We start from the raw sequence: 17614 nt of genomic DNA on the forward strand, positions 1-17614 counted from the left end.
GCTCAGGGGTGGCTCGGCGCGGGTGGGGCGCCGGGCACCTCGAGCGCCACGTCGTCGACGTAGCAGTAGAACCACTCCTCGCCGGGCTCGTAGGAGCGCACGACCGGGTGCTCCGTGCCGTGCGCGTGCGCCGTCGCGTGGCGGTCGGGTGAGGAGTCGCAGCAGCCGACGTGGCCGCACTCCTGGCACAGCCGCAGGTGCACCCACGTGCCGCCGTCGCGCAGGCACTCCACACAGCCGTCGCCGCTCGGGGTCGGGGGCGTGGGGTCGGTCAGGTGCGTACAGGGCATCGGGTCCTCCTCGGTGGTGGTGACGAGCCGGACCGGCTCGCAGTCGGGGCGGCCCGTGGCGTCGACGCGGGTCGCGAGCGGTGGCGCGCCAACCCCGGCGCAGAACGTCAGCTGCCGGTCGCCGGCCGCGGGGGCGAGGACGTCGTCGCGCACGGTGAGCCACGCGAGCACCCCGCCGGCGGCGAGGGCGGCCGCGCTGACCCACAGGGCGACGGCGAACCCGGCGTCGAAGGCGACCGGGTCGTCGTAGGCGCGCCCGGACAGCCCGGCCACGGCGGGGACGACGGCGACGGCCAGCAGGCCGGCGGTGCGGGCCACGGCGTTGTTGACGCCCGAGGCCATCCCGGCGTGCTCCGCCGGAGCGGCCGCCAGCGCCGTGGCGGTGAGCGGCGAGACCATCGTCACGAGGCCGAGGCCCAGGACGAGCACCGCCGGCAGGACGTCGAGCAGGTACGACGCCCCCGGGCCGAGCCGCAGCATGAGGAGCACCCCGGCTGCGGCGACGACCGGTCCGGCCGCCATCTGCCGCCGGGGCCCGAGACGCGCGGCGAGCGCGCCGGAGGTCGAGGAGAGCAGGAGCATCACCCCGGTCACCGGCAGCAGGGCCGTCCCGGCCGCGATCGGCGAGAAGCCGGACACCACCTGCAGCTGGACGACGAGGAGCAGGAAGACCGCCCCGAGGCCCGCGTAGACGAGGAAGGTCACGAGGTTGGCGGCACGGAACTGCGCCCCCCGGAAGGCGTCGAAGGGGAGCATCGGGGAGGGGGCCCGCCGCTCGACGACGACGAAGGCGGCGGCGGCGAGCAGCCCGGCGGCGCCGGCGACGAGGACGGCGGCCGAGGCGCCGGACTCGCCGGCCGAGATCAGGGCGTAGGTGGCCCCACCGAGGGCCAGCGCGCCGAGCACCGCGCCGGCGACGTCGACCGGGCCGCTCGCGCCGGGGTCGCGGCTCTCGGGGACGTGCCGCACCGCGAGGACGACGACCACCGCGGCGAGCGGGACGTTGACGAGGAACACCCAGCGCCACGAGAAGGACTGGACCAGCCAGCCCCCGAGGAAGGGCCCGACCGCGGTGGCCACGCCGCCGAGGCCCGACCACGCGCCGATGGCCCGGCCGCGGTCGGAAGGGGCGATGCTCGCCTGGATCATCGCGAGGCTGCCCGGTGTCAGCAGCGCCGCGCCGACCCCCTGGAGGGCCCGGGCCGCGACGAGGAGCCCGGCGTCCGGGGCGGCTCCGCACAGCAGCGAGGCGGCCGCGAACCACACCACCCCGACGACGAACACCCGCCGGCGGCCGAACCGGTCGCCGAGGACGCCGCCGAGGAGGATGAAGGCCGCCAGCGTCAGGGCGTAGGCCGAGACCACCCACTGGAGGGTCGCGAAGTCGGCGTCGAGCGAGGCCCCGACGGCCGGCAGCGCGACGTTGACCACCGTCGCGTCGATGCCGGCGAGCGCCGAGCCGAGGATCGAGGCGACGAGCAGCCACCGCCCGCCCGCCGAGGCGAGCGGGAGCCCGCGGTCGGTGGTGACGGAGGCGGCGCTCACCGGACCATCGAACCAGCCGACGGGCCTCAGGTCACCTGGGCGCGCTCCGCGAACTCGGGCCGCTCGTGCTCGCCGCCGTCGAGGACCGCGACGAGCTCCTCGGCGGCGCGCAGGACGTCGGCGTGGGTGAGGTACATCGGGCTGAAGCCGAGCCGCACGATGTCGGCCTCGCGGAAGTCGCCGACGACGCCGCGGGCGATGAGCGCCTGGACGACCCCGTAGGCGCCCTCGTGCCGGATGCTCACCTGCGAGCCGCGACGGGCGCCGTCCCTCGGGGTCGCGACCTCGAGGTCGGGCAGGAGGGTGTCGAGGCACTCGAGGAAGTAGCCGGTGAGCGAGAGCGAGCGGGCCCGCAGGTCCGCCACGTCGACGTCGTCGTACGCGGCGAGGGCCGCCTCGAGCGCCAGCATCGACAGCAGCGGGGGCGTGCCGACGCGGCCGCGCGCGATCCCGGCGGCCGGCGCGAACTCGGGCGCCATCGCGAAGGGGGTCGCGTGCCCGTTCCACCCCGACAGCGGCTGGTCGAAGGCGTTCTGGTGGCGTTGCGCGACGTAGAGGTACGCCGGGGCGCCTGGCCCGCCGTTGAGGTACTTGTAGCCGCACCCGACGGCGAGGTCGACCTCGTGGGCGTCGAGGTCGACGGGCAGCACCCCGGCCGAGTGGCAGAGGTCCCAGCACACGAGGGCGCCGACGGCGTGGGCCGCGCGCGTGACCGCCGGCAGGTCCCAGAGCTCGCCGGTGCGGTAGTCGACCGAGCTGTAGGACGCGAGCGCGAGGTCGTCACCGAGCTCGGCGATGCGGGCCGGGGCGTCGGCGGGGGAGACGTGCTCGACGACGAGCCCGGTGTCGCGGGCGGCGGCGGCCGTGACGTAGAGGTCGGTGGGGAAGGAGGCGGGGTCGGTGAGGACGACGCGCCGCCCCGGACGCATCCGGGCGGCCGCGACGACGACCTTGAAGAGGTTGACGGTCGTCGAGTCGGTGCAGACGACCTGCCCGGGGGCGGCGCCCACGAGCGCCCCGACGCGGTCGCCGACGCGGCTCGGCGCACCCCACCAGTCGGCCTCGTTCCAGCTCGCGATGAGCCGCTCGCCCCACTGCCGGTGCACCACGTCGGCGACCGCGTCGGCGACACCGGTGGGCAGCGCACCGAGCGAGTTGCCGTCGAGGTAGACGACCCCCTCCGGCAGCACGAAGCGGGAGCGCAGGTCCGTGCCCGCGTGGTCGGCGTCGAGGTCCCGGGCGCGGGCGGTCAGCACTGACGACATGGCCCGACGCTATCCGGTCCGCCCCTCGGCACCTCGCGCGCCGTCCGGCAAGCACCTCGCGCAGGTGATGGACGTTCGGCCACACTTGCGCCTCCGAGTTGCGGACATCCCTGCGGTGCAGTGACGGACGTCCCACACTCGACGTCATGCGGGGAGCCACGACGACACAGCCACCGGACTGTCCACAGGCGCGCAGCGCGGAGCACCAGGAGCTGCTCGAGGAGTCGCGCGCGCTCATCCTCACGGCGCAGACCCCGGACGCCCTCGATCGTCTCCGGCTCGAGGAGATCGCCTCGCGCGCCGCGCAGGAGGGCTGGGTCGACGTCCTCATGGTGCTGGAGTACGTGCGGCTGCTCGCCGCGGACGGTGCCGTCGAGCGGCGCCGTCACCTCGTCCGGCTGCGCGAGCGCGCGCGGGCGCAGGGCGACATCGTGTGGGAGGCGCTGGCCCTGGCCCAGGGCGCCACCGCCGAGATGTGGGACGACCGGCCGCGGCTCGACGCGGACCGCGACCTGACCCGCGCCACCGTCCTCCTGCGCGGGGCGCCGCGGGGCCACGAGATGCTCGGCTCGGCGCACGTCGAGTGCGCGACCGGCTACCTCGACCGGGACATGTGGGACCTCGCCCTCGAGCACACCTCGTCGGCCGCCGACCAGCTGGGGAGCGACGAGCGCGACGCGTGGCGGATGGCCACGGCGATGTACAACCGCGCCGAGATCCAGCTGCGCCGGCTGTGCGTGACCCGCCAGACCGGCCCGAGCGAGGACCTCCACGAGCTCGGCATCCTCGCGCGCGGCGCGGTGCAGCGGGTGCCGCTGCAGCTGCTGCCCGAGAGCTGGCAGGTGGACCTGCACATCTTCGAGAACCTCATCGACGCCATCGCGCCGCCCGCCTCCGGGACGCCGCGCCCGCCCGCGGACGAGGAGAACGCGGAGTTCGCGACCTACCTCGGTCTCGCACGCTCCTTCACCGAGCCCGACCCCCGCACGGCGCGCGAGCACCTCGCCGCCGCGATCGAGGCCTGGGACCGGGTCCGGATGCCCGAGCTGTACCTGCTGGCGCTGACCCGCGACGCCGAGCTCGAGGCCGAGGAGCTGGGCTACGAGACGGCCGGGCTGCGGGTCGCCCGGGAGCTGGCGCAGCGGCGCCAGGAGGCGCGCATCGCCGCCCTCGAGGCCATCGGCTCGCTCATCCAGAACGAGTACCTGTCGAGCGAGCACGCGCGGCTGCGGGTCGCCGCCGAGGTCGACGCGCTGACCGGGGTCGCCAACCGGCGCGGGCTCGAGACCCACGTCGACGGGCTGCTCGGCGCGGAGCCGGGCACCGTGCGCGACGAGGTGACGCTCGTCCTCGTCGACGTCGACCACTTCAAGTCGGTCAACGACACCCACGGCCACGAGGTGGGCGACGAGGTGCTCGTCCGGGTCGCGAGCTGCCTGCGGACGGTCGTGCGCGGCACCGACCTCGTCGTGCGCTGGGGAGGGGACGAGTTCCTGCTCCTGCTCGACACCGACCGGCTCGACACCGCCCTGCACCGGTGCCTCGACCTCGCCGAGCTCGTGCGCAGCGACCACTGGGAGGACCTCGCCGACGACCTGCGCGTCACGGTGAGCGTCGGGCTCGCGGTGGGCAAGGTGGCCGACCTCGACGGCCTGCGCCACATGGCCGACCGCGCGCTCTACCGCGCCAAGGAGCGTGGGCGGGACGGCGTCTCGGTCTGACGCGGGGCGCCGTCAGGCGTCGAGGGTCATGAGCAGCACCGGCTCGCGGTCGGCGGGCAGCCAGTGCGGGCGCGCCTCGCCGACGACCCGCCAGCCGCGGCGCCGGTAGAGGTCGGCGGCGACGGAGTGCTCCTGGACGACGTCGAGCACCGGGGTGCGCCCGAGCGACCGGACGTGCCCGACGGCCACCTCGAGCAGCCGGGAGCCGAGCCCGAGGCCGCGGCGCGCGGGGTCGACGAAGAGCGTCGACACCGTGCCGAGCCGCGCGGCCGGCAGCCCGGTCGCCTCGACGAACGCCGCGGTCTCCCAGCCCTCCCCGGGCTCGAGGACGGCGACGTGCCCCGCGACCGCGCCGTCGACGGTCACGACCCAGGCGCCGAGCTCGCCCGGCCGGACGACGAACTCCTCGACGGGGAAGGGCAGCGGCCAGCGCACCGGGTAGCGCGAGGCCGGCTGCTGGGCCGCGAGCACCTCGACGAGGGCAGGGACGTCGGCGGGCCGGCGGGGGCGCACGGTGGGCTCGGGCACCGGTGCAGCCTAGGTCGCGGCGGCCCGTAGAGTCGGTCGGCGTGACCACCACCCCCACCGTCGGCGTGCTCGCCGTGCAGGGCGACGTGCGCGAGCACCTCGTCGCCCTCGAGCGCGGCGGCGCCCGCGCCGTCACGGTGCGCCGGCCCGCCGAGGTCGAGGCCGTCGACGGGCTCGTCCTGCCCGGCGGCGAGTCGACGACCATCGACAAGCTCGTGCGCGCCTTCGACCTCCAGGCGCCGCTGCGCGGACGCATCGCGGCCGGCCTGCCGGTCTACGGCTCCTGCGCCGGGATGATCCTCCTCGCCGACCGCCTCGCGGACAGCGCGGCCGGCCAGCAGACGCTCGGCGGGATGGACATCCTCGTGCGCCGCAACGCCTTCGGGCGGCAGGTCGACTCCTTCGAGGAGGACCTGCACATCCGCGAGCTCGGCGGCGAGCCGGTGCGCGCGGTGTTCATCCGGGCGCCGTGGGTCGAGGAGGCGGGGGAGGCCGTCGAGGTCCTCGCGCGGGTCGAGCACGGCCCGGCCGCGGGTAGGATCGTCGCCGCGCGGCAGGGGGACCTGCTGGTCACGTCCTTCCACCCGGAGGTGACCGGTGACCACCGGGTCCACCGCCTGTTCGTCGACATCGTGAAGCAGAGCCAGAGGGAGCGTTCATGAGCGGCCACTCCAAGTGGGCGACCACCAAGCACAAGAAGGCGGCGATCGACGCCAAGCGCGGCAAGCTCTTCGCCAAGCTCATCAAGAACATCGAGGTCGCGGCCCGCACCGGCGGCGGTGACCCGGCGGGCAACCCGACGCTCTACGACGCGATCCAGAAGGCCAAGAAGTCGTCGGTCCCCAACAACAACATCGACAACGCGGTCAAGCGCGGCTCCGGTGCGACGGCGGGCGGGGCCGACTGGCAGACCATCACGTACGAGGGCTACGCGCCCGGCGGCGTGGCCCTGCTCATCGAGTGCCTCACCGACAACCGCAACCGCGCGGCGGCCGAGGTGCGCACCGCCCTGACCCGCAACGGCGGCCAGCTCGCGGACCCGGGCTCGGTGGCCTACGTCTTCAACCGCAAGGGCGTCGTCATCGTCCCCAAGAGCGACGACAAGGGCGAGGACGAGATCCTCGAGGTCGTCCTCGAGGCCGGGGCCGAGGAGGTCAACGACAACGGCGACGCGTGGGAGGTCGTCTCCGAGGCCACCGACGTCGTCGCGGTCCGCACCGCGCTCCAGGACGCCGGCATCGACTACGACTCGGCCGAGGCCTCCTGGGTCCCGAACCTCCAGGTCCCGCTCGACGCCGACGGCGCGAAGAAGATGATCCGCGTCATCGAGGCGCTCGAGGACTCCGACGACGTCCAGGACGTCTTCGCCAACGGCGACATCCCCGACGACGTCCTCGCCGAGCTCGACGCCGAGGACTGACCGGCGCCGCGTGTCGGTGCCGGGGGAGCGACCCGCGGGGTCGTAGCGTAGGTGTCGAACACCTGTTCCATCGGTCGGTGAAGGAGCCCGCGTGCGCGTCCTCGGTGTCGACCCCGGCCTCACCCGCTGCGGCCTCGGGGTCGTCGACGGTCGGCTCGGGCGTGCCCGGATGGTCGCCGTCGGCGTCGTCCGCACACCGAGCGACGGCGATCCGGGGGAGCGGCTGGTCTTCCTCGAGCGCGAGATGGAGGGCTGGCTCGACCGCTACCGGCCCGACGTCGTCGCCGTCGAGCGGGTCTTCGCCGACTCCAACATCACCAACGTCATGAGCACCGCGCACGCCACCGCCGTCGCGCTGCTCGCCGCCACCAAGCGTGAGGTGCCCGTCGTCTTCCACACCCCGACCGAGGTCAAGGCGGCCGTCACCGGCTCCGGCCGCGCGGACAAGGCCCAGGTGACCGCGATGGTCACCCGCATCCTCGGCCTCGCGACCCCGCCGAAGCCGGCGGACGCCGCCGACGCCCTGGCCCTCGCCATCTGCCACGCCTGGCGCGGCGCCCAGTCCGCGCGCCTCGACGCCCTCGCGAAGGCGGCCCGCGGATGATCGCCTCGCTGCGCGGGCCGGTCGGCCACGTCGGGCTCGACCACGTGGTCCTCGAGGTCGGCGGCGTCGGGATGCTCGTGCACACGACCCCGGCGACGGCCGCGGCCTGCCACCGCGGCCAGGAGGCCTCGCTCGCGACGGCCCTCGTCGTCCGCGAGGACTCCCTGACCCTCTACGGCTTCGGCAGCCCGGCCGAGCGCGACATGTTCGAGACCGTCCAGACGGTCTCGGGCGTCGGGCCGCGCCTCGCCCTCGCGATGCTCTCGGTCATGGGGCCCGACCAGCTCGCGGCCGCGCTGTCGTCGGGCGACGCCAAGGCCCTGACCGCCATCCCCGGCATCGGCGCGAAGTCCGCCCAGCGCCTCGTCCTCGAGCTGCGCGACAAGGTCGGCGCCGTGCGCACCGGCGCCGGGGCCGACGCCCCCGCCCCGGTCGTGCCCGGCGAGGAGCCGTGGCGCGGCCAGGTCGTCGAGGCCCTCGTCGGCCTCGGATGGTCCGCCAAGCAGGCGGGCGACGCCGTCGAGCGGGTCGCCGGCAGCGCCCCGGCCGACGCCGACATCGCCGCGCTGCTGCGCCTGGCCCTGCGGGAGCTGCGGCCGTGAGCGCGTCGCGGGCCTGGGGGAGCGAGGTCCACGAGGCCGACGACCGCGAGGACGACGGCTCCTTCGACGCCACCGCCCGGGTCGTCGACGCCGGGGGCAGCGACGACGAGCGGGTCGTCGAGGCCGCGCTGCGCCCGCGCCGGCTCGCCGAGTTCCCCGGCCAGCCCCGCGTGCGCGACCAGCTGGGCCTGGTCCTCGAGGCCGCGCGCCGCCGCGGCAGCCCGCCCGACCACGTCCTGCTCTCCGGCCCGCCGGGCCTGGGCAAGACGACGCTGGCGATGATCGTCGCCGCCGAGCTCGAGCGCCCGATCCGCGTGACGAGCGGCCCGGCCATCCAGCACGCGGGTGACCTCGCCGCCGCCCTCTCCAGCCTCGACGAGGGCGAGGTCCTCTTCCTCGACGAGATCCACCGGATGAGCCGCTCCGCGGAGGAGATGCTCTACCTCGCGATGGAGGACTTCCGGGTCGACGTCATCGTCGGCAAGGGCCCCGGCGCCACCGCGATCCCGCTCGAGCTGCCCCCCTTCACCGTCGTCGGCGCGACGACCCGCGCCGGGCTGCTGCCGGCGCCGCTGCGTGACCGGTTCGGGTTCACCGGCCACCTCGACTACTACGACACCGCCGACCTCGTGGCCATCCTGCGCCGCTCGGCCGGCCTGCTCGGGGTCGAGGCCGACGCCGACGGCATCACCGAGGTCGCCGGCCGCTCGCGGGGCACACCGCGCATCGCCAACCGCCTGCTGCGCCGGGTCCGCGACTGGGCGCAGGTCCACGGCGACGGCCACGTCGACCACGCCGCCGCCCGGGCCGCCCTCGTCCTCTTCGACGTCGACGACGCCGGCCTGGACCGCCTCGACCGCGCCGTCCTCGAGGCCCTGTGCCGCCGGTTCGCCGGCGGGCCGGTCGGTCTCTCGACCCTCGCCGTCGCCGTGGGGGAGGAGTCCGACACCGTCGAGACGGTCGCCGAGCCCTACCTCGTGCGGGAGGGCTTCATCTCGCGCACACCGCGCGGGCGGGCAGCCACGGCCCGGGCCTGGAGCCACCTCGGGCTGCACCCGCCGGCCGGCGCCCCGCAGCAGGGCGCCCTGCCGCTGCTCGACGACGGCCCCGGCCGGCTCGGCGGCTGACCCGCGCGGCTGCGGCGTGCCGGGCACGCGCGGGCGTGTCGGATCGTTGGTGGGGCGTCCGCGTCTCGCCTACAGTGAGTCCTCGGCCCGGTGCTCCCGGGCCGACCCACTGTTCACCACAGCGCGGGGGGACCCCCGCTCCGAAGGACCAACTCCGATGTCTTCCGGCTCCGGCTCCGGCCTCGCCTACCTCCTGATCCTGGGACTGCCGTTCCTCCTCCTCGTCTGGATGTTCTTCACCCAGCGCAAGCGCGGGCAGCAGGTGCAGGCCCTCCAGGCCTCCCTCGCGGTCGGCGAGGAGGTCGTGACGACGTCGGGCCTCTACGGCACGATCACCGCGCTCGACGACCAGGTGGCGACGCTCGACGTCGGGAACGGCGTCGCGCTGCGGTTCGACCGCCGGGCCATCGGGATGCGCGCGGGAGAGGTGCGCTGACGTGGCGAGCACCGCACCGCGCACGCTGGCCCGCCGGGCCCTCATCGGCCTGACCGTCCTCGTCGTCGCCCTCGGCGGCGTCCTCACCGGGTCGATCCTCTGGAGCGACGGGCAGGCCACCCCCAAGCTCGGCCTCGACCTCGAGGGCGGCACCCAGATCATCCTCGAGCCGCGGGTCAGCAGCGGCCAGGCGGTCTCGGCCGAGGCCCTCGCGCAAGCGCGCGACATCATCGTCCAGCGCGTCGACTCCAACGGCGTCTCCGGCGCCGAGGTGACGACCCAGGGCGACAGCAACATCGTCGTCAGCATCCCCGAGATCCCGACCCAGGCCGTCCGTAACGCGATCAGCCAGTCCTCGCAGATGCAGTTCCGCGCCGTGCTCGCGATCGGCTCCGGGGTGCCGGTGCCGACCGGGTCCCCGAGCGCGTCGCCGAGCGCCTCCGCGAGCGGTGCGGCGTCCCCGTCCCCCTCTGCCTCGGCGTCGGCCACCGCCTCGCCGGCCCCGAGCGCGTCCTCGACGCAGAACAGCGCCGTCAACGAGGCGCTCACCGCGGCGAGCCCCAGCCCGTCCGCGAGCCCCTCGGAGTCCGCGAGCCCGAGCCCGTCCCCGAGCAGCAGCGGCAGCGCCGCGCCGAGCGGCCCGACCGACCTCGCCTGGATCACGCCCGAGGTCCAGCAGGCGTACGACGACCTCGACTGCGCCGACCCCAAGGCCCTCGACAACGTCCGCGACGTCGAGTCCGAGCCCCTCGTGACCTGCTCCGACGACGGCTCGACCAAGTACATCCTCGGCCCGGTCGCCGTCTCCGGCGAGAAGATCACCGACGCCACCGCGGGCTACCAGACCAACCCGCAGGGTGTCGTCACGAGCACGGTCGAGATCGCCCTCACCTTCAACAGCGAGGGCGCCCGCCAGTACGCCGACATCAGCCGCACGATGGTCTCGCTGCCCTCGCCGCAGAACCAGCTCGCGACCGTCCTCGACTCGCGCGTCATCGTCGCGCCGCAGTTCAACGAGGCGATCCCCAACGGCCGCGCGAGCATCACCGGCGGCTTCACCCTCGCCGGGGCCAAGGAGCTCGCCGACCAGCTGAAGTTCGGCGCCCTGCCGCTGTCCTTCACGGAGCAGTCGAGCGTCGACATCAGCCCGACCCTCGGGGGCGAGCAGCTGCGCTACGGCTTCATCGCCGGGCTCATCGGCCTCCTGCTCGTCGTCGTCTACTCGCTCTTCCAGTACCGGGTGCTCGGGTTCGTGACGATCAGCTCGATCGTCGTCGCAGGCCTGCTCACCTACCTGGCGATCACGATCCTCGGGTGGGCGCAGAACTACCGCCTCGACATGGCCGGCGTCACCGGACTCATCGTCGCCATCGGCTTCACCGCCGACAGCTTCATCGTCTACTTCGAGCGGGTCCGTGACGAGCTGCGCGAGGGCCGCTCCCTCGCGAGCGCCGTCGAGACCGGGTGGAACCGCGCCAAGCGCACGGTCCTCATCGCCGACGGCGTCAACTTCCTCGCGGCGATCGTCCTCTACGTGCTCGCGAGCTCGAGCGTGCGCGGCTTCGCGTTCACCCTCGGCCTCACGACGCTCATCGACCTGCTCGTCGTCTTCTGGTTCACCCACCCGCTGCTCACGCTGCTGACCCGGGTGCCCTTCTTCCGCGACGGCCACCGGCTCTCCGGCCTCGACCCGCGCAGGCTCGGCGCCAAGAAGCGCACCTACGCCGGTCGCGGGCGGTTCACCCCCGTCGAACCCTCCGCCCCCGCCACCGAAGGGAGCCGCGCGTGAGCACCTCCTTCGCCGACTTCGGCAACGACCTCTACACCGGCAAGCGCTCGATCCCGGTCGTCGCCAAGCGCCGGTCGTTCTACCTCGGCTCGCTCGTCCTCATCGTCGTCGCCGTCCTCGGCCTGACGCTCCAGGGCCTCAACCTCGGCCTCGAGTTCCGGGGTGGCTCCGAGTTCCGCATCGCGACGAGCTCGGCGCCGAGCGGCTACGAGCAGACCGCCCGCGACGCCGTCGGCGCCGCCGAGGACGCCAGCGGCGTCAACGTGACCCTTGTCGGCAACAACACCGTGCGCGTCCAGACCGAGAAGCTGTCCGACACCGACAGCCAGCAGGTCCGCGGCGAGCTCGCGCAGGCCTTCGACGTCCCCGAGGAGAACGTCAGCGCGACCTTCATCGGCCCGTCGTGGGGCGCGTCGGTCAGCGGCCAGGCGCTGCGCGCGCTCGTCATCTTCCTCGTCGCCGTCGTCATCATGCTGAGCATCTACTTCCGCAACTGGAAGATGGCGGCCGCCTCGCTCGTCGCGCTCGTGCACGACCTCGTCATCACCGTCGGCATCTACAGCCTCAGCGGCTTCGAGATCTCGCCGGCGACGATGATCGGCTTCCTCACCGTCCTCGGCTACAGCCTCTACGACACCGTCGTCGTCTTCGACAAGGTGCGCGAGAACACGAACGAGGCGTTCGCCAACGGCCGGATGACCTTCGCGCAGGCCGCGAACCTCGCCGTCAACCAGACGATGGTCCGCTCGATCAACACGACGGTCATCGGCCTCCTGCCGATCGCCGCGGTGCTCGCCGTCGGCACGGTCTTCCTCGGCCCCGGCGTGCTCGTCGACCTCTCGCTCGTGCTCTTCGTCGGCATCCTCGTCGGCGCGTACTCGTCGATCTTCATCGCCACGCCCGTGCTCGTCACGCTGCGCCGCCGCGAGGAGAAGGTCGTCGACCTCGAGAAGCGCGCGCGCCGCCACCAGGCGAAGAAGGCCAAGGAGGCCGGCGAGCCGGTGCCCGCGGCGGACGACGACTCCGTGCCCGCCGCCTCGGTCGCCGCCGGTCAGGTCGACCGCGAGGAGGGCGCGACCCTCACCGGTCGGGCCGTCCACGAGTACGCCCGCTCCGGCCCGCGCAACCAGCCGCGCCGGACGCCGAAGTCCAAGCGGTGACCGCGCTGCCCCACGGCGGCGTCGACGAGGTCGTCGCCCGCTCGCTGCGCGACGTCGCCGACTTCCCGAGCCCCGGGGTGGTCTTCAAGGACATCACCCCGCTGCTCGCGGACCCCGTGGCCTTCGGCGAGGTCATCGGCGCGCTGGCCGACGGCCGTCGCGGCGAGGTCGACCTCGTGGCCGGGGTCGAGGCCCGCGGCTTCGTCGTGGGCGCCGCGCTGGCGCACGCCATGGGCGTCGGGTTCGTGCCGGTCCGCAAGGCCGGCAAGCTCCCCGGCGACACGGTGGCCGCGTCCTACGACCTCGAGTACGGGTCGGCGACCATCGAGGTGCACGCCGACGCCGTCCCGGCCGGCGCCCGCGTCGTCCTCGTCGACGACGTGCTCGCCACCGGCGGCACCGCCCTCGCCGCCTGGGAGCTGCTCGAGCGCGTGGGCGGGCACGTCGTCGGCTTCGACTGCGTCGTCGAGCTCGCCTTCCTCGGTGGGCGCGACCGGCTCGGCGACCGCGAGGTGCGGGCGCTGCACGTCGTCGCCTGACCCGCGACTAGACTCCCGGCATGGCGGAGCAGACGACAGCCGCCACCCCGGGGAACGGCGCGGCCGGGGTGGGGTCCCGGGCCAGGGCGCGGGCCGCCCTGGCGCGCGTCGGGCGCAACCGCCCGCCGAGCAACCCGGTCCTCGAGCCGCTCCTCCAGACCGTCCGCAGCACGCACCCCAAGGCCGACATCGCCCTCGTCGAGCGCGCGTACGCCGTCGCCGAGCGCGCCCACCAGGGGCAGAAGCGCCGCAGCGGCGACGACTACATCACCCACCCGCTCGCGGTGACGACGATCCTCGCCGAGCTCGGCATGACCCCGACGACCCTCGCGGCCGCGCTCCTGCACGACACCGTCGAGGACACCGCCTACAGCCTCGAGGCGCTGCGCCGCGACTTCGGCGACGAGATCGCGATGCTCGTCGACGGCGTGACCAAGCTCGACAAGGTCACCTACGGCCAGGCCGCGCAGGCCGAGACCGTCCGCAAGATGGTCGTCGCGATGGCCCGCGACATCCGGGTGCTCGTCATCAAGCTCGCCGACCGCCTCCACAACGCCCGGACGTGGCGCTACGTCTCGCAGGAGAGCGCCCAGCGCAAGGCCAAGGAGACCCTCGAGATCTACGCGCCGCTCGCGCACCGGCTCGGGATGAACACGATCAAGTGGGAGCTGGAGGACCTCTCGTTCCAGACCCTCTACCCGAAGGTCTACGACGAGATCGTGCGGCTCGTCGCCGAGCGCGCCCCGGCCCGCGAGGAGTACCTCGCGCAGGTGCGCGACGAGGTCGGGTCCGACCTGCGCTCGGCGAAGCTCAAGGCGACGGTCACCGGGCGCCCGAAGCACTACTACTCCGTCTACCAGAAGATGATCGTCGGCGGTCGTGACTTCGACCAGATCTACGACCTCGTCGCCGTCCGCGTCCTCGTCGACACGGTGCGCGACTGCTACGCGGCGCTCGGCGCCCTCCACGCGCGGTGGAACCCGGTCCCGGGCCGGTTCAAGGACTACATCGCGATGCCGAAGTTCAACATGTACCAGTCGCTGCACACGACGGTCATCGGCCCGGGCGGCAAGGCCGTCGAGATCCAGATCCGCACCCACGACATGCACCGCCGGGCGGAGTACGGCGTGGCCGCGCACTGGAAGTACAAGGAGGACCCCAACGGGCCGGCCCCCGGCGCCCACGCCCGCGACGGGCAGACCGGCCCGGTCAACGACATGGCCTGGCTGCGCCAGCTCCTCGACTGGCAGAAGGAGACCGCCGACCCGGGCGAGTTCCTCGAGTCGCTGCGCTTCGAGATCACCGCGAGCGAGGTCTACGTCTTCACCCCGAAGGGCCAGCTCGTCGGGCTGCCCGCCGGCGCGACGCCCGTCGACTTCGCCTACGCGGTGCACACCGAGGTCGGCCACCACTGCATCGGCGCCCGGGTCAACGGGCGCCTCGTGCCGCTCGAGAGCCGGCTCGACAACGGCGACGTCGTCGAGGTGCTCACGTCCAAGGCCGACTCGGCCGGCCCTTCGCGCGACTGGCTCTCGTTCGTGCGCTCCGCCCGGGCGCGCAACAAGATCAAGCACTGGTTCACCAAGGAACGCCGCGAGGAGATGATCGAGGAGGGCAAGGAGGCCCTCGCGAAGGCGATGCGCAAGCAGGGCCTGCCGCTGCAGCGGCTCACCTCCGTCGAGTCCCTCACCGGTGTCGCCGAGGAGCTGCGCCACCCCGGCATCGAGGCGCTCTACGCCGCGGTCGGGGAGGGGCACGTCAGCGCGCAGCACGTCGTCTCGCGGCTCGTCGCCTCCGTCGGCGGCGAGGAGGGAGCCAGCGAGGACATCGCCGAGGTCGCGTCACCGGTGCTCAGCCGCCCACGGGCGCGCCGCTCGGGCGACCCGGGCGTCGTCGTCAAGGGGATGTCGGACGTCTGGGTCAAGCTCGCGCGCTGCTGCACGCCGGTGCCCGGTGACGAGATCCTCGGCTTCGTCACGCGCGGCAACGGCGTCTCGGTCCACCGGCGCGACTGCACCAACGCCGACTCGCTGCTCGCGCAGTCGGACAAGATCATCGAGGTCGAGTGGGCGCCAACGTCGGCGAGCCTGTTCCTCGTCCAGCTCCAGGTCGAGGCGCTCGACCGCTCACGGCTGCTGTCGGACGTCACCCGGGTCATCTCCGACCACGGGGTCAACATCCTCTCGGCGTCGGTCCAGACCTCGCGCGACCGCGTCGCGATCCTGCGCTTCACCTTCGAGATGGGCGACCCGGGGCACCTCGGTCACGTCATCCGGGCCGTGCAGAACGTCGACGGCGTCCTCGACGCCGAGCGCGTCACCGGCGGGCGCCGGGACCACTGAGGTCCGCGGCGCCCCGCCGGGTGGGCGTCCCCGCCGGGTGGGCGTCGGTGCGAGTCGTCAGCCGCCGAACTCGTCCAGGCCCGCGCGGGCCTGGTCGAGCCACTGCTGCTGCGACGCGAGCCGCTCGCGCGCGGCCGCGGCCTTGCGCTCGTCGCCGGAGGCCTCGGCCTTCGCGACGTCGGCCTCCGCCTTCGCGACGGCCGCCTCGAGCTGCTCGGCCATGCTCCGCGCCCGGGCGGACAGCTCGGGGTTGGTGGCCTTCCAGCGCTGGTCGTCGGCCTCCCGCACGGCGGTCTCGACGCGGCGCATCCGCTTCTCGACGCGCTCGATGTCGGCGCGCGGGACCTTGCCCGCGGCCTCCCAGCGGTCCTGGATGCCCCGCAGCGACGCCTTGGCGGCCTCCAGGTCGGTGACCGGCAGCAGCGCCTCGGCCTCGACGAGGAGCTCCTCCTTGACGGCGAGGTTGCCGCGGAACTCCTCGTCCTCGGCGGCCGAGGCGGCGTCCTTCGCGGTGAAGAACGCGTCCTGGGCGGCCCGGAAGCGCTCCCACAGGGCGTCGTCGTCGCTGCGGCTGGCCCGGCCGGCCTGGCGCCAGCGGTCCATCAGCTGCTTGTAGGCGCGGGCGGTGGGGCCCCAGTCGGTGCTCGTCGACATCGACTCGGCCTCGGCGACGAGCGACTCCTTGGTCGACTTCGCGTCGGCGCGGGTCGTCTCGAGCTCGGCGAACCACGCACGGCGCGCCTTGTCGAAGGCGTTGCGGGCGTGGCTGAAGCGCTGCCACAGCGCGGTCTCGGTGGGCTTGTCGAGCTTGACGTCGCTGCGCTGGTGGCCCTTCCACTCCTCGAGGAGGGCCCGCATCCGCTCGCCGCTCTGCTTCCACTGCGTGCTGCCCGGGGGCTGCGCCGCGATGGTCTCGGCCTCGGCGACGATCGCCTCGCGGCGGGTCGCGGCCTCCGCGCGGGCGGCGCGGCGCTGCTCGGACTCGGCCGAGCGCTTGGCCTCGAGGCCGGCCTCGACCCGCTCGACGGTGGCGTGCAGGGCCGGCAGGTCGCCGACGACGTTGGCCTGCTCGACGTGCTCCTTGAGCGTGCCCAGCCCGTCGGCGATCTCCTTCGCGGAGACGTCGGGGTTGGCCAGGCGGGCCTCGAGCAGGGCGGCGGACGCCGCGAGCTCGTCGTACTTGCGGGCGAAGTACTGCAGGGCCTCGTCCGGGGTCGCGCCGGGGTAGGAGCCGACCTCGCGCTCCTCGTCACCGACGGTGACGAAGACGTGGCCCTCGTCGTCGGCGCGCCCGAAGCGCGCGGACTCGGAGTGCTCGGGCACCGCGGCGGGCGGCGCCGCGGGGCGCGGGGCGACCCGCTTGGCGAGCGCGGCCGGCGAGGGCACGGGGGGACGGGGTGTGGGCTGGTCCTCGGACACGGTCAGGACTTCTCCTCGGTGACAGCAACGCTGAGGATGCTGATCGGTGCGGCAGGCGATCCGTCGTCCGGTGAGCTCGCGTTCGGAGCGACCCCTTCGGCGGCGACGCGGTCGACGATATCCAACCCGGAGGTGACCGTGCCGAACACGGTGTACCCGTCGGGGTCGGGGAGGCTCGAGTCGCCGTAGACGATGAAGAACTGGCCGCCGTTGCCCTCCTTCGGGTCCTGGGTGCGCGCCATCGCGAGCGTGCCCCGCGGGTAGCTGCCGTCCTTCGGCGCGTTCTCGACGCCGAACCCGTACCCCGGGCCGCCCTGGCCGGTGCCGGTCGGGTCGCCGCACTGGAGCACCTTGAGGGTCTCGGCGGTCGTCAGCCGGTGGCAGGGGGAGTCCTTCCAGTAGCTCTCGCGGGCCAGCTGGAGGAAGGAGGCCACGGCCTGCGGGGCCTTGGCGCCGTCGAGGCGCACGACGATGTCGCCGCAGTTGGTCGCGATCGTCGCGTCGAAGACCTTGCCCCGGGCGGGCGCCTTGTCCGGCAGGGTCAGCTCGGACGCGGTCCCGAGGGGGCTGGGCGGCGGCTGGCAGCCGGCGACCACGGTCGCGGGCGTGTTGTCCGCGCCGGGTGCGGCCTCGTCGCCACCTCCGCGGCCGACCGTCACGGCGAGGACCCCCACGACGCCGAGCACGACGACGACCACGGCCACGACGGCCGAGAGCCGCTGGAGCCGCGCTCGGTCCTGCTGCCGCTGCGACTGCTTCGCCTGCTGCTTCTCCCAGCGGCGGCGGGCGCGGGCCCGCTCCTGCTTCCTGGTCACCCCGTGGTCCTT

16 protein-coding genes are annotated in these 17614 nt (G+C 74.2%); 11 read left to right on the top strand and 5 right to left on the bottom strand.

Annotated features, from left to right (window positions below; genetic code table 11):
• Nucleotides 1-2: 2 nt before the first annotated feature.
• Both J3473_RS02185 and kynU read right to left on the bottom strand, forming a co-directional pair.
• Complete coding sequence (locus J3473_RS02185) at nt 3-1835, bottom strand: DHA2 family efflux MFS transporter permease subunit (protein ID WP_207021716.1); 1833 nt, start codon at nt 1833-1835, stop codon at nt 3-5.
• Between the two features lie 26 nt (nt 1836-1861).
• Nucleotides 1862-3100 (bottom strand): kynureninase, encoded by a 1239-nt coding sequence (kynU, locus tag J3473_RS02190; RefSeq protein ID WP_207021717.1) that lies wholly within the window; start codon nt 3098-3100, stop codon nt 1862-1864.
• A gap of 146 nt (nt 3101-3246) precedes the next feature.
• Here kynU and J3473_RS02195 point away from each other — a divergent pair, with 146 nt between their 5' ends.
• Complete coding sequence (locus J3473_RS02195) at nt 3247-4821, top strand: GGDEF domain-containing protein (protein ID WP_207021718.1); 1575 nt, start codon at nt 3247-3249, stop codon at nt 4819-4821.
• Nucleotides 4822-4833: 12 nt separating this feature from the next.
• Here the strand turns inward: J3473_RS02195 and J3473_RS02200 are convergent, their stop codons facing one another.
• A complete protein-coding gene (locus J3473_RS02200) occupies nt 4834-5349 on the bottom strand; it encodes a GNAT family N-acetyltransferase (RefSeq protein WP_207021719.1) in 516 nt (171 codons plus the stop codon).
• Between the two features lie 41 nt (nt 5350-5390).
• On the opposite strand from J3473_RS02200, the gene pdxT reads away from it, so the two are divergent.
• From pdxT to J3473_RS02250, 10 genes are all read left to right on the top strand, one after another.
• Nucleotides 5391-6011, top strand: coding sequence for a pyridoxal 5'-phosphate synthase glutaminase subunit PdxT (pdxT, locus tag J3473_RS02205; RefSeq protein ID WP_207021720.1), 621 nt, complete (start codon nt 5391-5393; stop codon nt 6009-6011).
• A complete protein-coding gene (locus J3473_RS02210; protein ID WP_030529124.1) occupies nt 6008-6769 on the top strand; it encodes a YebC/PmpR family DNA-binding transcriptional regulator in 762 nt (253 codons plus the stop codon). Before pdxT ends, J3473_RS02210 begins: the two co-directional genes overlap by 4 nt.
• A 91-nt stretch (nt 6770-6860) precedes the next feature.
• Entirely contained in the window at nt 6861-7373 is a 513-nt protein-coding gene (gene ruvC, locus J3473_RS02215; RefSeq protein ID WP_030529125.1) for a crossover junction endodeoxyribonuclease RuvC, read from the top strand.
• Nucleotides 7370-7975: a Holliday junction branch migration protein RuvA gene (ruvA, locus tag J3473_RS02220; protein ID WP_207021721.1), complete on the top strand. Its 606-nt coding sequence runs from the start codon at nt 7370-7372 to the stop codon at nt 7973-7975. The genes ruvC and ruvA overlap by 4 nt, the downstream gene beginning before the upstream one ends.
• A complete protein-coding gene (gene ruvB, locus J3473_RS02225; protein WP_242525630.1) occupies nt 7972-9102 on the top strand; it encodes a Holliday junction branch migration DNA helicase RuvB in 1131 nt (376 codons plus the stop codon). Before ruvA ends, ruvB begins: the two co-directional genes overlap by 4 nt.
• Before the next feature lie 157 nt (nt 9103-9259).
• Complete coding sequence (gene yajC / locus J3473_RS02230) at nt 9260-9538, top strand: preprotein translocase subunit YajC (protein WP_207021723.1); 279 nt, start codon at nt 9260-9262, stop codon at nt 9536-9538.
• A 1-nt stretch (nt 9539) separates the two neighbouring features.
• On the top strand, nt 9540-11327 hold the full coding sequence (gene secD, locus J3473_RS02235; RefSeq protein WP_207021724.1) for a protein translocase subunit SecD: 1788 nt from the start codon (nt 9540-9542) through the stop codon (nt 11325-11327).
• On the top strand, nt 11324-12487 hold the full coding sequence (gene secF / locus J3473_RS02240) for a protein translocase subunit SecF (protein WP_207021725.1): 1164 nt from the start codon (nt 11324-11326) through the stop codon (nt 12485-12487). The genes secD and secF overlap by 4 nt, the downstream gene beginning before the upstream one ends.
• Complete coding sequence (locus J3473_RS02245; protein WP_242525631.1) at nt 12484-13026, top strand: adenine phosphoribosyltransferase; 543 nt, start codon at nt 12484-12486, stop codon at nt 13024-13026. Before secF ends, J3473_RS02245 begins: the two co-directional genes overlap by 4 nt.
• A gap of 20 nt (nt 13027-13046) precedes the next feature.
• Nucleotides 13047-15368: a bifunctional (p)ppGpp synthetase/guanosine-3',5'-bis(diphosphate) 3'-pyrophosphohydrolase gene (locus tag J3473_RS02250; protein WP_207021726.1), complete on the top strand. Its 2322-nt coding sequence runs from the start codon at nt 13047-13049 to the stop codon at nt 15366-15368.
• A gap of 57 nt (nt 15369-15425) precedes the next feature.
• On the opposite strand, the gene J3473_RS02255 is transcribed toward J3473_RS02250, so the two are convergent.
• Complete coding sequence (locus J3473_RS02255) at nt 15426-16787, bottom strand: DUF349 domain-containing protein (protein ID WP_207021727.1); 1362 nt, start codon at nt 16785-16787, stop codon at nt 15426-15428.
• A 2-nt stretch (nt 16788-16789) separates the two neighbouring features.
• Nucleotides 16790-17602 (bottom strand): peptidylprolyl isomerase, encoded by an 813-nt coding sequence (locus J3473_RS02260; RefSeq protein ID WP_207021728.1) that lies wholly within the window; start codon nt 17600-17602, stop codon nt 16790-16792.
• Nucleotides 17603-17614 lie beyond the last annotated feature (12 nt).

The organism is Phycicoccus sp. DTK01 (assembly GCF_017312765.1).
Taxonomy (GTDB): Bacteria; Actinomycetota; Actinomycetes; order Actinomycetales; family Dermatophilaceae; genus Phycicoccus; species Phycicoccus jejuensis.